The sequence below is a fragment of the Enterocloster sp. genome, assembly GCF_057861365.1.
Map to the genome: position 1 here is coordinate 39,405 of NZ_DBMACH010000005.1, position 16,339 is coordinate 55,743.

Genomic DNA, 16,339 nt, shown 5'->3' on the forward strand with positions numbered 1-16,339 from the left:
TTTCCTTTTGTATCAGACAAACAGAGGCATTATAGCACGAAATACCGCTGTTTTCTACATAGTTCGCTATTTTTTCAAAAGATATGCGTCAAACATGGCCCTGGCAACAGGCCCTGCTATCTTTCCTCCGCTTCCCGACTCCTCCACCAGCACTGTAACTGCAATCTTTGGAGCTTCTGCCGGGGCAAAGCCCGTAAACCAGGCATGCGTTTCCTTTCCGGTTTCAAATTCCGCAGTTCCTGTTTTAACTGCAGCGGTGTAATCCTCTGTACGGACCGCAGAGCCTGTGCCCACATCCGTCACAGCCTTCATAAGCTCTGTGAGCTTTCCCGCCTCATCTGCCGTCATCATGGAACCATAGGCCTCCGGAAGAAACTTCTTAACCTCTTCCCCGCCTGCACTTACTACCCGGTCTAACAGATAAGGCTTCATCAGCGTTCCCCCATTAGCCACAGCCGAGGTGATCAGGACACTGTGCAGGGGCGTGATCAGGGTAGTTCCCTGTCCGATGGAGGTCTGCAAAATCTCCCAGATATCGGCTCCGGCTTTCATATTGAAGCTGCTCTCTTTATAAGGAAAGCCGGAAAATGGCAGCGGCCGGTTATATAAAAGTTCCTCTGCCGTAGCTGCAAACCGGTTTAAATCCAGCTCCAGCCCCATGCTTGAAAATGCTCCGTTGCAGGAATTGGCAAAGGCCTTTACAAAATCCTGGCTGCCATGAGCCTCGCTGTGAAAGCATTTGATGGAATACTCTCCATTGTGATATACGCCATTGCAGTCAAAATGAAAGTCTTTGTAATTGTCCGGATGCTCCCTGATATATTCCAGGGCAGTCAGGATCTTAAAGGTAGAACCGGGAGCATACAGCCCCTGGGCCGCGCGGTTTAAAAGCTGGCTTTGGGTATTGGCGCTGTCTGTGAGAGCAGCCCAGTCCGTAAGCAGCGTATTGGGATCATAGTCCGGCTTTGACACCATCGCTAAAATCTTTCCCGTGTCCGGCTCCATGGCGATCACCGCTCCTCTTCGGTCTCCCAAAGCGGAATAGGCGGTCTGCTGAAGATTGATGTCCAGAGTGGTTACCACATCATCTCCCAGATTTTTCCTTCCGCTTAATTCATTTACCGCCTGCTCGATGAGATTTACATGGGATGTAAGGAGATAAAAATTTGCCAGAGACTCAATTCCTGTCTTTCCCTTGGTGGAATACCCTACTACATGTGCAAATACATCCCCATGGTCGTAAACCCGCAGCTCATTTCCATCCTCATCCTCCTCATTGTGAGCCAGAACCGTACCGTCAGACGCCAGGATCTTCCCCCTGTGAACCCGGTCGGAAAAACGGTCCAGACGGGCATTGTAGGAATTATTGATCACCTCCGGTCCCTGTATCTGTATAAAATACCCTACATATAAAATAAGTGCCAGAAACAGCAGGGCAATTCCATAGGTAATCCTGAGGATACTGCGGTTTGCAGGAGATTCCCCTGTCTGTTTTTTTCCTTTTTTTGCCATCAGTCCTCAGCCACCCCCATCTCTTCTTCGTCATTTCGTTTAATAATATACAGTCCCTGGATCATGGCAAAGAGCATAAAGGTGCTCACAATGGAACTGCCGCCATAGCTTACAAAGGGAAGAGTCACGCCGGTAGACGGGATAAACTTCGTCACGCCGCCTACAGTTAAAAATACCTGCGTCACATACTGGATTCCCAGCCCAAAGGCAATCAGCTTGTAAAACATGGCCTGCATCCGGGAAGCGATCATCATAAACTGGATAAAACAGCCCAGACAGATTAAAAGCAGGCAGACGGCAAAGATGCCTCCAAACTCCTCTCCTATGGCCGCAAAGATAAAATCCTTTTCCACTACTGGGATTTTTCCCGGCATTCCCTGGCACAGCCCCATGCCAAACCACCCTCCTGTACCGATGGCAAACAGCGACTGGGTGATCTGATAACCCGTATTGTCAATATCCGCCCAGGGATTTTTCCAGGCAGCCACTCTGCGCTTTACATGGTCAAACAGGCCAAAGGCAGCAGCGGCCGCTCCGCAGCCAAGTCCAATCCCGCCAAACAGATACAGCTTCTTTCCCGTGGCGATAAAAAGCATAAGCACATAGCTTACAAACAGGATCAATGCTCCTCCCAGATCCTTTGACAGAACCAGGATCAGCACATGGGCCGCTGCGGCGGCAGTTGTAATACAGACTTGTTTCAATTCCGTGGACTGGTAAAACATGGAAGCCGTAAAGAGCACAAAGGTCAGCTTTACAAATTCCGAGGGCTGGATGGAAATTCCTCCAATGGTAAAGGAAAGCTGCGCTCCAAAGCTCTCATCCCCTCCGATCCAGACCGCAAGAAGAGCCAGGATCCCCACCGCGGCGTAAATCCACTGGAATTTATAAATCTGCCAGAACCGCTCCATGATCCACGGGATCAGCCAGGAAACAACGGCTGCCCCGCAGATAATTACAAACTGCTTTAGAGCCTTATCTAAGGGATCTGCACGAAACATGGACAAACGGCTCAGCATAATCAGGCCTACGGCCAGAAGCATACAGGTGTTATTTACCAGAATCCGTGAAACATTCCGGTAAAAACGCCGCGTAAGGAAAATATAAACCAGGAAAAACACAGCCTGGGCTGCATAAAAGGCGGCTAAAAGCCCCGACGTCTTTTCATCCTCTGCCTTTAAAAACAATGTCATATAGGCCAGAAAATGCATAAAAAACATTACATGGTTCTGTCTGGCGCAGAGCCTTAGCTTCCGTTCCCGGTCCGGGAAGGAAAAATAGCGGAAATTCGCCCAGGTGTAGACAGCCATGAGAAAAATCATCACATATTTGGACAGTTCCAGGATCAGATTAACCATACCCTATTCTACTCCCCGCCTGAAATGGCCTCTGGTAAATTCTGTAAATGGAGGCTCTGCATTTTCTCCTCTGATAAACTCTGCTGCAAAGGCATTTAATACTGCCTTTGTCTCCTCCCCTGTTTCTATTGTAAAGCACAGGCGCAGTCCCTCAGGAGCCAGACGCTTTACAGAATCTGCGCAGCCGTGAAGGGACACGGGAAGAGGATTTAAAATCGTATTATAACAGAACGCACAGTGATTCTGAACCGGCAGCCGTGCTCCGGTTCTGTCCTTCATCCACAAAAGAGAGGGACATTTACTGCAGCCTTTTACGGTCTTTGTAATGCACTGGGCCGATACCATCATGGGCGCCCGGCCATAAACAATCAGCTCTGCCGGAAGCCCCTCTCTGCGGCAGGCCTCAAAAACAGGCTCCAGCTCTCTGCTGTTCAGTTCCCATGGCGCAGTGATAAAAGCAGCCTGCTCCTCCTTCAGTGTGTGTACTGCCCCATGGTTCCATGCATAGACGGAGGCGTCAAAGGAAGCAGAAAGGGAAATCTGCTCCTCTCTCATCCACTGTATTTCTTCAAAGGCACGGATTAAAAGGCCGTCAAAACCTGCCTGCTCCAGACAGGAACGGTATGTTCGGAAAAATCCTATGGCATGGGTTCTGAAAATGTGCGGGAGGGTAAGATAACACTCCTTTCCGGCCTGATGGATCAGCTGTACAAATTCTGCCCAGCGCTCCGGCTGAAAGGATGAAGCATCCAGACAGATCCTCCTGACCTCCGGCACGGCAAGCGCTGCAGACAGCTGATCCCCGGTTTCTGCGGATACCGTAAGATACATCGGTCTTTTACCTGCACTCTCATCCGGGACAGGCCCGGCGCATCCAGCCGCCCGGCTGCTTTTCTCACCGGAATCTGCACCGTTCTGAACTTCTCCCGCCTCCGGCGCCTTTCTTCTCCACTGATTGTGGATCGCCTCTGTAAGCGCCTCAAAGCCCTCTCTGCGCAGTTCATTTAATGCCTGAATGGGAAGAAACAGCGCTCCGCATACCTCTGCCTCAAGCTCTGTAAATTCAAAAGCCGTAGCCCCTGTTTTCCCCAGCTGGCGGATCACCTTTTCTCTGGTCATTGGCTGGTTTTTCGCAGCCTGAGGCTCCTGTCCGGAAACCGTCACAGAAATATCCCCGCAGGTCAGCGTAAGCACGGACGGAAGTCCCTCCGCCAGATATGCATACCCCTCCACAGGCTCTTTCTTCTCTGTTTCCACATATTCCCGGTCCAGAAAGTCAAAGAGTTCTTTGTTCGTTTCCCGAAATTCCGGCTTTTCCTTTAAAGCGATCATGTCGCGGCCATTATGTCTGGTGTAGTAGCCGGAGGTAAAGCCTCCCCGGTCAAACAGATCCAGAAGCTCTTTCTTATCCTCCGGCTCCACATAATACCCTTCTGAACCGTATTCCAGATACCGGTCCAGATACTTCCGGTAAATCCGCACTACCCCGGCCGTATATCTGGGGCTCTTCATCCTTCCTTCAATCTTCAGTGAAAATACACCTGCTTCCAGAATCTGGGGCAAAATATCCAGCGTGCACAGATCCTTCATGCTGAGGACACACTTCTGATCCTCTTTATTGACAGCTGTTCCGTTTTCCTGCCCATATACCCGGTAGGGAAGACGGCAGGGCTGGGCACACCGGCCCCTGTTTCCGCTTCTGCCCCCGATCAGGCTGCTCATAAGGCACTGTCCGGAATAGCAGTAGCACAGCGCCCCGTGGACAAAGGTTTCAATATCCATTCCCGTCTCATCATAGATCCGGCGGATCTCCTCTAAGGATACCTCTCTGGCCGGCACTACCCGGCAGCAGCCCAGACGCTTCAGCTCCTTTGCCCCGTAAACACTGGTAATGGTCATCTGGGTGCTGGCGTGAAGTTCTATTCCCGGAAAATGCTCCCGAATAAAGGACAGGGCTCCCAGGTCCTGAACGATCACACCGTCCAGTCCGGCTTTATAATAGGGAAGCAGATACTCATATAATTCTCCCAGCTCATTCTCCTTAAAGAGCGTATTTACGGTCATATAAAGGCGGCAGCCATGGAGATGAGCGTATTCTATGGCTGCGATCATCTCATCCTGATCCGCATTTTGAGCATAGGCTCTGGCTCCAAACCGCGCTCCTCCCATATATACAGCGTCAGCGCCCGCCGCCACTGCTGCCTTTAAGCTTGCAAAGGAGCCTGCCGGAGCAAGCAGCTCTGCTCTTTTTTTCTCTTTCATGTTATTTCCGCCTTTCCTGGTCTTTTAACGGATCCAAAACCACATTTCTCCCCCGTTCTCTTCAGGGATAACGAAAGGATGCCCCATACGAATCCATGAGACATCCCCCGATGCTGTCTTTTTTGTATCCTTCTATCTGCGGCCTCTGTGAAAGCCTGCCTTTCTGGCTGCCTGAAGCGCTCTTCTTGCCAGTTCTTCATCGGAAACAGGCCGAACCTCTTCTTCAGGAGCAGCCGCCGGTTCAGAAACCTCCGCTTCTTCATTCGAAACCTCTGCCGCTTCCTCTTCTCCTGTCTCTTTTCCAACCTCAGGTTCTTCCTCCAAAACAGGCTCTTCCCCAACCTCAGGCTCTTCCTCAACCTCAGGCTCTTCCTCAGAAGCAGCCGCTTCTCCCACTGCCCGGAGTTCGTTCTCCTGATGAAGCATAAGGGCTTTCATCTGCTCCGCCTCTGTCACTGCCTCAGCCCGCTCCTGAGACAGCCTTTCATTCTGGCGGGTAAGATTTCTGTTTTCCCGTTCCAGCTTCGCTAAATGTGAAGCCGTCTCCTCCAGCTGCACCTGGCGCTCCTCCAGATCCTTAAGCACAGCTTCCAGCTTCATCTGAGTGCTTACCAGCTCATGCTTTAAGCTGTAGCTCTCCTTTTCCATCCGGTTGCGTTCCTCTTCCATCTGTTCCGAATGATCCAGCGCCTTAAAATAATCGTCTGCAATATTTAACTGGATCATAACCTGCTGATAATCCGCACTCTGCTTGGAGAAACCCGGAATCCCGCGCAGCTGCATATTCTTTTCATTTACATAGCTGGCCGTCCGCTGAAGATAAGCCTCGTCCTCGCTTCCGCCCAGAGTATATATTTTTCCGTCGATTAAAACCTGTGTATAATTCTTTGTTTCCATACTTCACTCATTCTCCTGTCTGATCCGGGGAAACGTTCTTTCCCTCTAACAGAAGCTTACCACATTTTCATCCCATTTCCAAGCCCAAATGACGATAAGCGCTCTCTGTGGCCATCCTTCCTCTGGGCGTGCGGTTGATCAGGCCGTTCATCAGAAGATAGGGTTCATACACATCCTCTAAGGTTCCGGCGTCTTCCCCCAGAGCCGCAGCCAGCGTATCAAGCCCTACAGGGCCGCCGGAAAACTTCTCAATGATCATAAGCAGGATATTTCTGTCATTCTGATCCAGTCCCAGCTTGTCCACATCCATGATATCCAGAGCAAAATCCGTCACTTCTTTCGTGATCGCTCCGTCATATTTTACCTGAGCGAAGTCTCTTACCCTTTTTAAAAGGCGGTTTGCCAGTCTGGGCGTACCTCTGGACCGTCTGGCAAGCTCTAATGCCCCTTCCGGATCGATCTCCACTCCCAGCACCCCTGCGGAATGTATGATAATGGTCTTAAGCTCCTGGGGCGTATAAAATTCCAGACGCTGAACCACTCCGAACCGGTCTCTTAAAGGAGCCGTAAGAAGGCCGGCTCTGGTAGTAGCGCCCACCAGAGTAAAATGGGGCAGCTCCAGACGGATGGAGCGGGCCGAAGAATCCTTTCCCAGCATAATATCTATGGCAAAGTCCTCCATGGCTGGATAAAGTACCTCCTCCACCTGACGGTTTAAACGGTGGATCTCATCCACAAAGAGCACATCCCCCTCCTGAAGGTTATTTAAGATCGCAGCCATCTCCCCAGGCTTTTCAATGGCCGGGCCGCTGGTTACCTTCATCTTCGTTCCCATCTCATTTGCAATAATCCCGGAAAGGGTGGTCTTTCCAAGGCCAGGGGGGCCGTAAAACAGCACATGATCCAGCGCTTCCCCTCTGGATTTGGCTGCCTCAATATAGATTTTCAGAGTGGATTTGATCTTCTCCTGCCCAATATAGTCCTCAAGGCACTGAGGACGCAGCGTAGTCTCAATACGCACATCCTCCTCTGTTGCCTCTGTTGTTATGATCCTGCGTTCCATAAGTCCCTCATCATTTTCCAATTATTTCCTTTAAGTTCTTCCCTTACAGAAAGGTCAGAAATTTTAAAGAAGCCTTAAGCACATCCTCTGAATTCATTCCCTCTGTCATTTCCACGCGCTTTACCGCCCTGGAAGCCTCTGCCCCCGTATAGCCAAGGGCCGTAAGGGCCTCCACAGCTTCTTTTGCAGCTGATGCCAGCCCGGAAAGTTCCTCGGTCCGGACTGCACTGCCGTTTCCGCCCCCAAAGCCGGAAATCACCTCTTCCAGATCCACCTTATCCTTTAAATCCAAAATCAGCCTCTGGGCCGTTTTGGGGCCGATACCGGGTGCCCTGGAAATGGCCTTGGCGTCGCCGCTTACAATAGCCGTCCGCAGGTCGTCGGGCCGCATAACAGACAAAATCCCCAGAGCGCCTCTGGGGCCGATGCCGTTTACGCTGATAAGCTGCTTAAACATCTCTCTGTCCTGCCGGTTAAGAAAGCCATAAAGTGTCATGGAATCCTCACGGACCTGAAAATACGTATGAATAGTCACCGGAGAGCCCAGAGACGGAAGCTCTTCTAAGAGGGACAAAGGCACACGGATCCCATAGCCAATGCCTCCTGTCTCCACTATGATCATGTCCTCTTCCACTGCTTCCAGGGTTCCTTTTATATATGATATCATCGATCCAGTTCCTTTTCTCTGTGCGTTCTGCCGCTCCCGGCAGCTTTTATTTCTGACCTTCATCATAACATACCGCCACACGCAATGCAAGTGGTGTATCGAACGTATTTTCTGTTTTTAAAATACACCTTTGACAGATGCTTGCATATTTCCCTATTTTCCGCTAAACTGTCCTCAGTAACTATATCAGAAAGGAACACCATGATCACCATTAAGCATCCCATTGATTTTCCGGAGACCTATCCCCTGGACCGGATCGGGCCAAAAGAACAGCTGCTTTTCTTCGATATTGAAACAACCGGATTTTCCGGAGACACTTCCCAGCTCTACCTGATCGGCTGCGTGTACCATGACGGCTTTGGCTGGAAGCTGATCCAGTGGTTTGCAGATACCAGACAGGCGGAATCAGAACTTTTAGATGCATTCTTTGTCTTTATAAAACGTTTTAAAACCCTGATCCACTTTAACGGCGACCGGTTTGACATTCCCTATCTGGAAAAATGCTGCCGCAGGCTGGGGCTTTCCCACAGCTTTGAGGGCATGGAAAGTATGGATATCTACAAAAAAATCCGTCCTTACCGGAAGCTTCTGGGATTAGAAAGCATGAAGCAGAAGGCCATTGAGCAGTTTTTAGGCATTTCCCGTGAGGATAAGTACACTGGAGGACAGTTAATTGAGGTCTACCGCGATTATCTGCACACCCATGAAAAATCGCTCTATGATCTGCTGATCCTTCACAATGAGGATGATTTAAAGGGAATGCCCGCTATCCTTCCCATTTTAAGCTATGCAGATTTCTTTTCATCCCCTCTTTTCCCTCAGGCTCCTGAATTATGGGAGGGTGACTGTACAGAGCCCACGGACACGCCCCTTCTGCATCTTATGGGTACCGGCTCTGTTTCTGTTCCCGTTCCGCTGGAATATTCTTCCGGTCCGGTGAGTCTGGAGCTATATGAAAATAAAGCCGTCTGCACCATCCGCCTCTGCCGCGGCTGCCTTAAATATTTTTATCCCGATTATAAGGATTACTACTATCTCCCCTTTGAAGACACAGCCGTCCATAAAAGCGTAGGGGAGTATGTAGATCGGTCTGCCCGGAAAAAGGCCACTGCCCGAACCTGCTACACAAAAAAAGAGGGCCTGTTCCTCCCTCAGTTTGGCCCCTTTAAGGAACCTTCCTTCCGGGAGGATTACAAGTCCCCTCTCACCTATGTGCTTTATGATGACTCGCTGTTTTCACAGCCCCAGGCCGCAGATACCTACTTCAGTCAGCTCTTTTGCTGGCTTTTGGAACAGTAGGGCTGAAAACATTACGGGTGATGAAAAATCCCCTCTAACAGAGCTCCGGCTGCGGTAAAAAGAAGTAGAAGAAAAAAAGCTGCCAGATGAAGACGGTGTTCCCGTCCTCCGGCCCAGCCTGCAAGGACTGCCCAGGTAATCCCATAAATCACCCCCTGTGGAAACAAAAGCCAGAGAAACACTGGAAGTCCCCAGACGCCCTTTTCCAATGTGAGAAAAGCCAAGGCCCCGGAAAGGCACATTCCGCCCCAGCAGGTAATGCAGCAAAAAAAGAAGGGGCTGCAGATCGTTAGACCTGCCACCCATCCTGCAGTCATCTGAAGCAGCCGCTTTGCCAGCAGACTCACAACGCCGGCTTCCTTCATTGCCTGTTCCAGCCCCCCATCTTTCAATGTCTCTGTCAGGCAGGAAATCATCCCCTTCCCCCAGAGGTCCTCCCTGCCTTCTCCTGCAAGCAAGCCCCTTCCCAGTGCTCCTTCTCCAAATAAAAGCACAACGGCTGTTCCCCCTATAATCCCGGCTCCAAAGCAGAATATAAGCCAGTCCTCATAGGAAAAACGCCGCTGTCTGAAAGCTGTCACCGTTCTGGCTGCCAGCGCCATTTTTTTCCCTCTGATCTTCATTCCCGTTTCTCCCTGTTTCCCCTTAAAACAGGTGTATGCGGCCGGAGGGATCCGTATGTATCAGGGAGTCTCCCAGTACAGGATTCCGTTTCGGTTCTCTCTTAAGGCAAAGTCCTCATCATAGAGGTATTCCAGACAGGAAAATACGAATTTCATCCACACCGGCTCCCGTGCTGTACAGTTTCACTTCATAAATTCCCGGCGCACGTTCTTCCATCCTGCTCACCCTTCTGTTTTATACAAACTCGTCCTTCTTATCCACACTCCGGTACTTACGTCCGTAAGCCATAATGGCGGCAATGGTCTTTCCGTCTGTGATTTTTCCCGTAAAGATCAGCTCCTCTAAATCCTTAAGCTCCCAGGCCTCTACTTCTATGACCTCATCCTCATCCAGATGCTGATGGCTTGGCACCAGATTGTGGGCAACAAAAATATCAATGGCCTCATCGCAGAAGGCTACCGTAGTATTAACACTGATCAGATATTCCAGTTTTTCTGTCTTAAAGCCCGTTTCCTCCTCCAGTTCCCGGTACGCACACTCAATTTTGGGTTCTTTGGGATCATCCAGCTTTCCTGCCGGGATCTCCAGAGTAAAACGATCCAGTGCGTTTCTGTACTGGCGCACCATGAGGATTTTTCCTTCATCCGTTACCGGCAGCACTGCCGCAGCTCCGTCATGGTGGATATAGTCCCAATGGGCCTCATGGCCGTTGGCAAGAACCGTATCCTCGTAAATCTTTAAAATATTTCCCTGATATTTTAGCTGCCGATCCAGACGGATCACCGGCATTCCTTCATTTTCTGGTTTCTGTGCCATGTTTTTTCCTCCCCTATTTCATTTTCTGGCTTTTTTCATAGCAGGCGTCTGCCGCTTTGATCACTGCATTGCGAAATCCAAATTCTTCCAGAGCAGATACTCCCGCAATGGTGGTTCCGCCCGGAGAGCAGACCTCATCCTTTAACTGCCCCGGATGCTTTCCCGTTTCCAGTACCATTTTCGCGCTTCCAAGAACGGTCTGGGCTGCCATTTCACAGGCTGTTTTACGGGGAAGCCCATATTTCACGCCGCTGTCTGCCAGTGCCTCGATAAACATGTATACAAAGGCCGGAGAGCAGCCGCTGACGCAGCCCACAGCCTCCATCTGGCTCTCCTCTATCAGCTCCACGCCGCCACAGCTTTTAAAGACCGCGCAGATCTGCTCCTTTTCCTCCTCTGTAAATGGATCAGTGCCAAAGGCGATCCCCGTCATTCCCGCTCCCAGCATAGCCGGAGTATTTGGCATGGCCCGCACCACACGGATCTCATCTCCCAGCCGCTCCTTTAAACTGGAAATGGTCTGTCCCGGAGCCAAGGAGATCACCACCTGATTCTCCTCTAATACCTCGCGGATCTCATCAAATACTACATCAAAATACTGGGGCTTAACCGCAAGGATCAGATATTTGCAGCTCTGCGCGCAGGCCCGGTTGGACTCTGCATGAGGCACGCCGGTAGCTTCTGTAACCGCAGCCATCTTTTCTGCATGAGCTGCCGTAAAAATAAATCTTCCCGGCTCACAGGTCTTTAAAAGACCGTGCAGGATCGCCAGGCCCATATTTCCCATTCCGATAAAACCGATCTCAGCCATTTTAAGACCTCCTTATTCTGCATCCTTTAGTATGTTACAAAAATCAAAGGTAGCGAAGTAATCCTTTGGCGTCTCTGCCCTCCTGATCATTTCTGCCGAGCCGTCTTCTTTTAAAAGAAGCTCTGATGATCTTAATTTTCCATTGTAATTATATCCCATGGCAAAACCGTGGGCTCCAGTATCATGGATCACCAGCAGATCACCCTTTTCAATCTCAGGCAGCATCCGGTCAATGGCAAATTTATCATTATTTTCGCACAGGGAACCCACTATATCATACATATGGTCACAGGGTGCATTTTCCTTTCCCATCACCGTAATATGATGGTAGGCGCCGTACATGGCGGGACGCATCAGGTTTACCGCACAGGCGTCTACACCCACATACTCTTTATGGGTATGCTTCTCATGGATGGCCTTTGTAACCAGACAGCCATAGGGGCCCAGCATAAAACGGCCCAGCTCTGTGCACAGCGCTACATCACCCATACCCGCAGGCACCAAAACCTCCTCATAGACCTGCCGCACCCCTTCGCCGATGGCGCGGATATCATTAGGCTCCTGATCCGGACGGTAAGGGATGCCGATACCTCCGGAAAGATTGATAAAGGAAATATGAGCCCCCGTTTCCTCATGGAGGCGGACTGCTAGCTCAAACAGGATCTTTGCCAGCATGGGGTAATACTCATTTGTCACCGTGTTGCTTGCCAAAAAGGCATGAATGCCGAAATTCTTTGCTCCCTTGGCCTTTAAGATCTTAAATGCCTCAAATATCTGTTCCGTTGTCATACCGTACTTGGAATCGCCAGGATTATCCATAATATCATTGCTGATCTTAAAAACACCGCCGGGATTAAAGCGGCAGCTGATGGTCTCAGGAATATACCCCAGCGTCTGCTCCACACACTCAATATGGGTAATATCATCCAGATTGATGATCGCCCCCAGCTTTGCAGCATAGGCAAATTCCTCCAGAGGCGTATCATTGGAAGAAAACATGATGTCGTTTCCGGAAAAACCGCAGGCCTTTGACATCATAAGCTCTGTCATGGAGGAGCAGTCCGTACCGCAGCCATACTCCTTTAAAATATTTAAAATAAAGGGATTAGGCGTAGCCTTTACCGCAAAGTATTCCTTATATCCCTTATTCCATGAAAATGCCTCCTTTAACTGTCTGGCATTTTCCCTGATCCCTTTTTCATCATACAGGTGAAACGGCGTTGGATACGTCTTTGTAATCTCCTCCAACTGCTCTTTTGTAACAAATGGTTTCTTCTCCACAGCAAATTTCCTCCTTCGTCCGCTTTGCTCCAAAACTGTAAAAAGTCTGTCTGAAAGCACAATGTCCTTGCCAAACATTGTACTCCCGGGCAGACTTCTTTGTCCAGTTCAATTTTTAGTTAATTTCTACCACACGCATGATGTTGGTCTGGGCAGCCTCCTCATGGCGTCTCGCATAGCTTACCACACCGGCAGTCAGTACAGCCAGCTTTCCGCTTTCCACGAAATTCTTTTCCTTAAGCTCCTCAATGGAATTTTCGATCAGCTCATCGGTAGAATCTGCGCGGCGGGACCATACGGGAGTTACGCCCCACTGAAGCTGCATCTGACGTACAGTAGACATACTTGGGGACATTCCCAGGATACGGGCAGCCGGCTTCCACTTGGAGAGCATCATAGAGGTAAAGCCTGTAATACTTGGAACAATGATATAATCAGCGCCGATATCATGGGCAGTGGAAACAGAAGCGCAGCATACAGCGTTAGAAACGTTCTTCATGTTCTCTGCGCTTACCTTACGCTGGCGGTATGCAGTGTAATCCAGATAGCTTTCTGTCTCCTCAACAATGGAACTCATCATCTTTAACGCCTCAACCGGATACTTACCCATGGCAGTCTCGCCGGAAAGCATCACGGCGTCTGTACCGTCATACACAGCGTTTGCAACGTCTGTTACCTCTGCACGGGTCGGTCTTGGGTTACGGATCATGGAATCCAGCATCTGGGTTGCAGTAATAACAGTCTTGCAGGCCACATTACACTTGCGGATGATCATCTTCTGAATATTTGGAACCTTCTGAGCCGGGATCTCAACACCCATGTCGCCGCGGGCAACCATGATGCCGTCAGCCTCAGCGATAATCTCATCCAGATTCTCAATTCCCTCTGCATTCTCAATCTTTGCAATTACCTTTATGGAAGAGCCTGCCTCATCCAGCATAGCCTTGATCTCCCGGATGCAGTCTGCCGTGCGGACAAAGGAAGCTGCAATAAAATCAAAGCCCTGCTTGATGCCGAAACGGATATCTTCCTTATCCTTCTCAGTCAGAGCCGGAAGCTTGATGCTTACGTTAGGAACATTTACGCCCTTTCTCTCGCCAAGCTCGCCGCCGTTTACAACGGTACATACGATATCTGTATCATTTACCTCATTTACCTTTAACTCGATCAGGCCGTCATCGATCAGAATGGTGTTTCCTGCAGAAACGTCCTCATTTAAGCCGCTGTAATTGATATGGCCGATGGTATCATCGCCAACGATTTCTCTGGTAGTCAGCGTATAGATCTGTCCCTCTTTTAAAGTGACCTTCTTTCCGTCCTTTAAAATGCCGGTACGGATCTCCGGTCCCTTTGTATCCAGAAGGGCTGCAACCGGAATATCCAGTTCCTTGCGCACTTCCTTTAAGATTTCCAGACGTCCCAGATGCTCTGCATAATCACCATGAGAAAAGTTAAAGCGGGCAACGTCCATGCCATTCTTTGCCAGCCCCAGCATAACATTCTTGTCATTGGTATTGGGACCCATGGTACAGATGATCTTTGTCTTTTTCATTTTAATCCTCCATTATTAAACGTAAGTTGTGTAAAGCGATCCGGCGCAGGCTTTAATATGTGGGGAAGCTGCTTCCGGGAATTTATGGAAAGAAGCAAAACCCGGACTATTCCTCAGGTTTTTCTCCTTTTTTGACATGTTTGTGCGTGTATAAATGATCCATGCAGTACTCATAACTGCCTTCGCATTTGGAACAGTAGCGGAATTCCATCCCAGGGCTGTCCTCTGAGGTGCGTCCGCAGACTGCACAGCGGTGGGTATTTTTCACCACCCGGATCTTCTCCGTCTTTTTCTGGAACTCTCTGGAACGCTTTTTCTGATAAACCGGGCCTTTTTTTCCAAAGGTAAGCCATCCAAAAAAGATACCCATAAGAGCGATGCTTAACAGAATCTCTATCCGGTCGATCAGGCTGCCTCTCACAAAAGAATAGATATACATTACCCCTTCAAATACGGCAATCCAGCTGGACTTTAAGGGAATAAGCATCATAAAAAGCACCTGCATATCCGGAAACATCAGTGCGAACACAAAGAAGAATGAGTACACCAGATAATTTGGGAACAGCGGCAGAGGCATACCTGTGATCAGGTAGATCAGCACGGAAACAGCCGCATGAAGCAGTACGCCGGATATAATATAACAGTTAAACTTAAACCGTCCCCAGACCTGCTCTACCAGCAATCCAAAAAGCCGGACACAGTAAATGCCAATGGCATTGAAAATAACAAAGCTGATCGCATCTCCGCCCGTAACTGCCGGCGGATATGCAAGAAACGTTACAATTCTCCAGATCTGTCCCCGGACAACCAGCGCAGGATTCAGGATCAGATAGCCAAAAAGCTCCGGAGAAAGCAGATAGGTCACAACGCCCAGGATCTGCAGGCCGCATACGATGTCAATGATACTGCCTCCCATCATACGCCTCAGACTGCGCTTTGCATTATTTACAAAATGATTCATTTAAAATCCCCTCATTTCAAAACAGATCCTTCTTATTAAAAATATACGCCACAATTAAGGACAGGGCCACTGCAAATCCCAGGACGATCCAGAATCCATAGGGGCTGTCTGCAAAGGGCATCCCCTTTGGCAGCACATTCATGCCGTAAAAGCTCGCCACCATAGTCGGGATGGACAGGACAATGGTCACTGTGGCCAAAAACTTCATAACAATATTCAGGTTGTTGGAAATAACGGAAGCAAAGGTATCCATAGTACCGCTTAAAATTCCATTATAAATACTCGTCATCTCCATGGCCTGCTTGTTCTCAATGATAACGTCCTCCAAAAGATCTGTATCCTCCGGATATTTCTTGATCTTGTCAAGCTTTAACAGACGCTCCAGCACCACTTCATTGGAACGGAGAGACGTGGTAAAGTATACCAGCGATTTCTGCAGCTCCAAAAGCTCGATCAGCTCTTCATTTTTCTGAGCCTGATGAAGTTTGTTTTCGATCACTTCGCTCTTCTTGTCAATGATCCTCAAATACTGCAGATACTGAGTGGCATTTTTATAAAGAATCTGCAGGATAAATCTGGTTTTCATAAATGTATGGAAATCTCTCACCCTGCCGTCCATAAAAGCGCTTAAAATGGGCGTTTCCTCCAGGCAGACCGTGATCAGCACATCCCTGGTAGTAATGATCGCCATAGGGATCGTAACAAACCAGTCTTTCCCGTTTCGCTCCTCTATAGATGGTATATCCACCAGGATCAGAGTGTATTCATCCTCTGCCTCAATACGTGAACGCTCTTCTTCATCCAGAGGCGCTTTTAAATGATCCGGATCAATGCGGCAGGCATCCGCTACATCTATGATTTCAGAAGCGGTAGGGTTCGTAAGAGCGATCCAGCTTCCGGGCTGCATCTCTTGCTTTTCATGAATCGTACCATCTTCGGTTTTAAAAATCCGTATCATGCGAACTCTCCCCCATTCTGAAATTTTACCCCCTAATTATAGTGACTGCCTACGATTTTGTCAAATGGATTAGAACTCCATTTTACATAAAACGCAATTTTTACAAACATCCTACAATTTATTAACGTTTTTTTAACGTTCTTCCCTGATTGTATTTGCCTTGGATTTGTGCTACACTTTAGCGTGAACATTTTTGTCTGTTGCTTTTGTCACAGTTTTTATACGAATTTTATTATAAAATATACGCCAAACCAGTGCAGCCCATGTTATTTGGGGCT

At 49.1% G+C, this 16,339-nt stretch carries 14 protein-coding genes; 1 reads left to right on the top strand and 13 read right to left on the bottom strand.

Translation table 11 applies throughout. From position 1 onward, the window contains the following. Positions 1–66: 66 nt before the first annotated feature. From ACZM6M_RS06875 to ruvA, 6 genes are all read right to left on the bottom strand, one after another. Positions 67–1,512 (bottom strand): peptidoglycan D,D-transpeptidase FtsI family protein, encoded by a 1,446-nt coding sequence (locus tag ACZM6M_RS06875; RefSeq protein ID WP_296036068.1) that lies wholly within the window; start codon positions 1,510–1,512, stop codon positions 67–69. After that, positions 1,512–2,870, bottom strand: a complete 1,359-nt coding sequence (locus ACZM6M_RS06880; protein ID WP_337434299.1) for an FtsW/RodA/SpoVE family cell cycle protein — start codon at positions 2,868–2,870, stop codon at positions 1,512–1,514. Before ACZM6M_RS06880 ends, ACZM6M_RS06875 begins: the two co-directional genes overlap by 1 nt. A gap of 3 nt (positions 2,871–2,873) precedes the next feature. After that, positions 2,874–5,132: a U32 family peptidase gene (locus tag ACZM6M_RS06885; protein ID WP_337434300.1), complete on the bottom strand. Its 2,259-nt coding sequence runs from the start codon at positions 5,130–5,132 to the stop codon at positions 2,874–2,876. Positions 5,133–5,264: 132 nt separating this feature from the next. Continuing rightward, positions 5,265–6,029 carry a cell division protein ZapA gene (locus ACZM6M_RS06890; RefSeq protein ID WP_489490008.1) on the bottom strand — a complete coding sequence of 255 codons (765 nt, stop codon included), beginning with the start codon at positions 6,027–6,029 and terminating at the stop codon, positions 5,265–5,267. A gap of 67 nt (positions 6,030–6,096) precedes the next feature. After that, positions 6,097–7,092: a Holliday junction branch migration DNA helicase RuvB gene (gene ruvB / locus ACZM6M_RS06895; RefSeq protein ID WP_337434302.1), complete on the bottom strand. Its 996-nt coding sequence runs from the start codon at positions 7,090–7,092 to the stop codon at positions 6,097–6,099. Positions 7,093–7,135: 43 nt separating this feature from the next. Beyond that, entirely contained in the window at positions 7,136–7,759 is a 624-nt protein-coding gene (gene ruvA / locus ACZM6M_RS06900; protein ID WP_337434327.1) for a Holliday junction branch migration protein RuvA, read from the bottom strand. Between the two features lie 201 nt (positions 7,760–7,960). Between ruvA and ACZM6M_RS06905 the strand changes: the two genes are divergently transcribed. Further along, positions 7,961–9,058 carry a ribonuclease H-like domain-containing protein gene (locus ACZM6M_RS06905; protein ID WP_337933615.1) on the top strand — a complete coding sequence of 366 codons (1,098 nt, stop codon included), beginning with the start codon at positions 7,961–7,963 and terminating at the stop codon, positions 9,056–9,058. An 11-nt stretch (positions 9,059–9,069) separates the two neighbouring features. Here ACZM6M_RS06905 and ACZM6M_RS06910 read toward each other — a convergent pair whose 3' ends face one another. From ACZM6M_RS06910 to ACZM6M_RS06940, 7 genes are all read right to left on the bottom strand, one after another. Next, positions 9,070–9,681: a hypothetical protein gene (locus ACZM6M_RS06910; protein WP_337434304.1), complete on the bottom strand. Its 612-nt coding sequence runs from the start codon at positions 9,679–9,681 to the stop codon at positions 9,070–9,072. Between the two features lie 235 nt (positions 9,682–9,916). Beyond that, positions 9,917–10,498 (bottom strand): NUDIX hydrolase, encoded by a 582-nt coding sequence (locus ACZM6M_RS06915; protein WP_066544507.1) that lies wholly within the window; start codon positions 10,496–10,498, stop codon positions 9,917–9,919. Between the two features lie 13 nt (positions 10,499–10,511). Then, the gene (gene proC, locus ACZM6M_RS06920; RefSeq protein ID WP_337434305.1) at positions 10,512–11,309 is read right to left on the bottom strand and encodes a pyrroline-5-carboxylate reductase; all 798 of its coding nucleotides are present in this window, start codon (positions 11,307–11,309) and stop codon (positions 10,512–10,514) included. 12 nt (positions 11,310–11,321) lie between these two features. After that, complete coding sequence (locus tag ACZM6M_RS06925) at positions 11,322–12,590, bottom strand: diaminopimelate decarboxylase (RefSeq protein ID WP_337434306.1); 1,269 nt, start codon at positions 12,588–12,590, stop codon at positions 11,322–11,324. Positions 12,591–12,705: 115 nt separating this feature from the next. Further along, positions 12,706–14,142 carry a pyruvate kinase gene (pyk, locus tag ACZM6M_RS06930; RefSeq protein ID WP_066544509.1) on the bottom strand — a complete coding sequence of 479 codons (1,437 nt, stop codon included), beginning with the start codon at positions 14,140–14,142 and terminating at the stop codon, positions 12,706–12,708. Between the two features lie 106 nt (positions 14,143–14,248). Continuing rightward, a complete protein-coding gene (locus ACZM6M_RS06935) occupies positions 14,249–15,103 on the bottom strand; it encodes a hypothetical protein (RefSeq protein WP_337434307.1) in 855 nt (284 codons plus the stop codon). Between the two features lie 16 nt (positions 15,104–15,119). Further along, positions 15,120–16,061, bottom strand: coding sequence for a magnesium transporter CorA family protein (locus ACZM6M_RS06940; protein WP_066544511.1), 942 nt, complete (start codon positions 16,059–16,061; stop codon positions 15,120–15,122). Between the last annotated feature and the right edge of the window lie 278 nt (positions 16,062–16,339).

Excerpts from the sequence above, each read along its gene's own strand:
- ACZM6M_RS06875 (WP_296036068.1), bottom strand. The coding sequence starts at position 1,512 with ATGGCAAAAAAAGGAAAAAAACAGACAGGGGAATCTCCTGCAAACCGC.
- ACZM6M_RS06880 (WP_337434299.1), bottom strand. The coding sequence starts at position 2,870 with ATGGTTAATCTGATCCTGGAACTGTCCAAATATGTGATGATTTTTCTC.
- ACZM6M_RS06885 (WP_337434300.1), bottom strand. The coding sequence starts at position 5,132 with ATGAAAGAGAAAAAAAGAGCAGAGCTGCTTGCTCCGGCAGGCTCCTTT.
- ACZM6M_RS06890 (WP_489490008.1), bottom strand. The coding sequence starts at position 6,029 with ATGGAAACAAAGAATTATACACAGGTTTTAATCGACGGAAAAATATAT.
- ruvB (WP_337434302.1), bottom strand. The coding sequence starts at position 7,092 with ATGGAACGCAGGATCATAACAACAGAGGCAACAGAGGAGGATGTGCGT.
- ruvA (WP_337434327.1), bottom strand. The coding sequence starts at position 7,759 with ATGATATCATATATAAAAGGAACCCTGGAAGCAGTGGAAGAGGACATG.
- ACZM6M_RS06905 (WP_337933615.1), top strand. The coding sequence starts at position 7,961 with ATGATCACCATTAAGCATCCCATTGATTTTCCGGAGACCTATCCCCTG.
- ACZM6M_RS06910 (WP_337434304.1), bottom strand. The coding sequence starts at position 9,681 with ATGAAGATCAGAGGGAAAAAAATGGCGCTGGCAGCCAGAACGGTGACA.
- ACZM6M_RS06915 (WP_066544507.1), bottom strand. The coding sequence starts at position 10,498 with ATGGCACAGAAACCAGAAAATGAAGGAATGCCGGTGATCCGTCTGGAT.
- proC (WP_337434305.1), bottom strand. The coding sequence starts at position 11,309 with ATGGCTGAGATCGGTTTTATCGGAATGGGAAATATGGGCCTGGCGATC.
- pyk (WP_066544509.1), bottom strand. The coding sequence starts at position 14,142 with ATGAAAAAGACAAAGATCATCTGTACCATGGGTCCCAATACCAATGAC.
- ACZM6M_RS06935 (WP_337434307.1), bottom strand. The coding sequence starts at position 15,103 with ATGAATCATTTTGTAAATAATGCAAAGCGCAGTCTGAGGCGTATGATG.
- ACZM6M_RS06940 (WP_066544511.1), bottom strand. The coding sequence starts at position 16,061 with ATGATACGGATTTTTAAAACCGAAGATGGTACGATTCATGAAAAGCAA.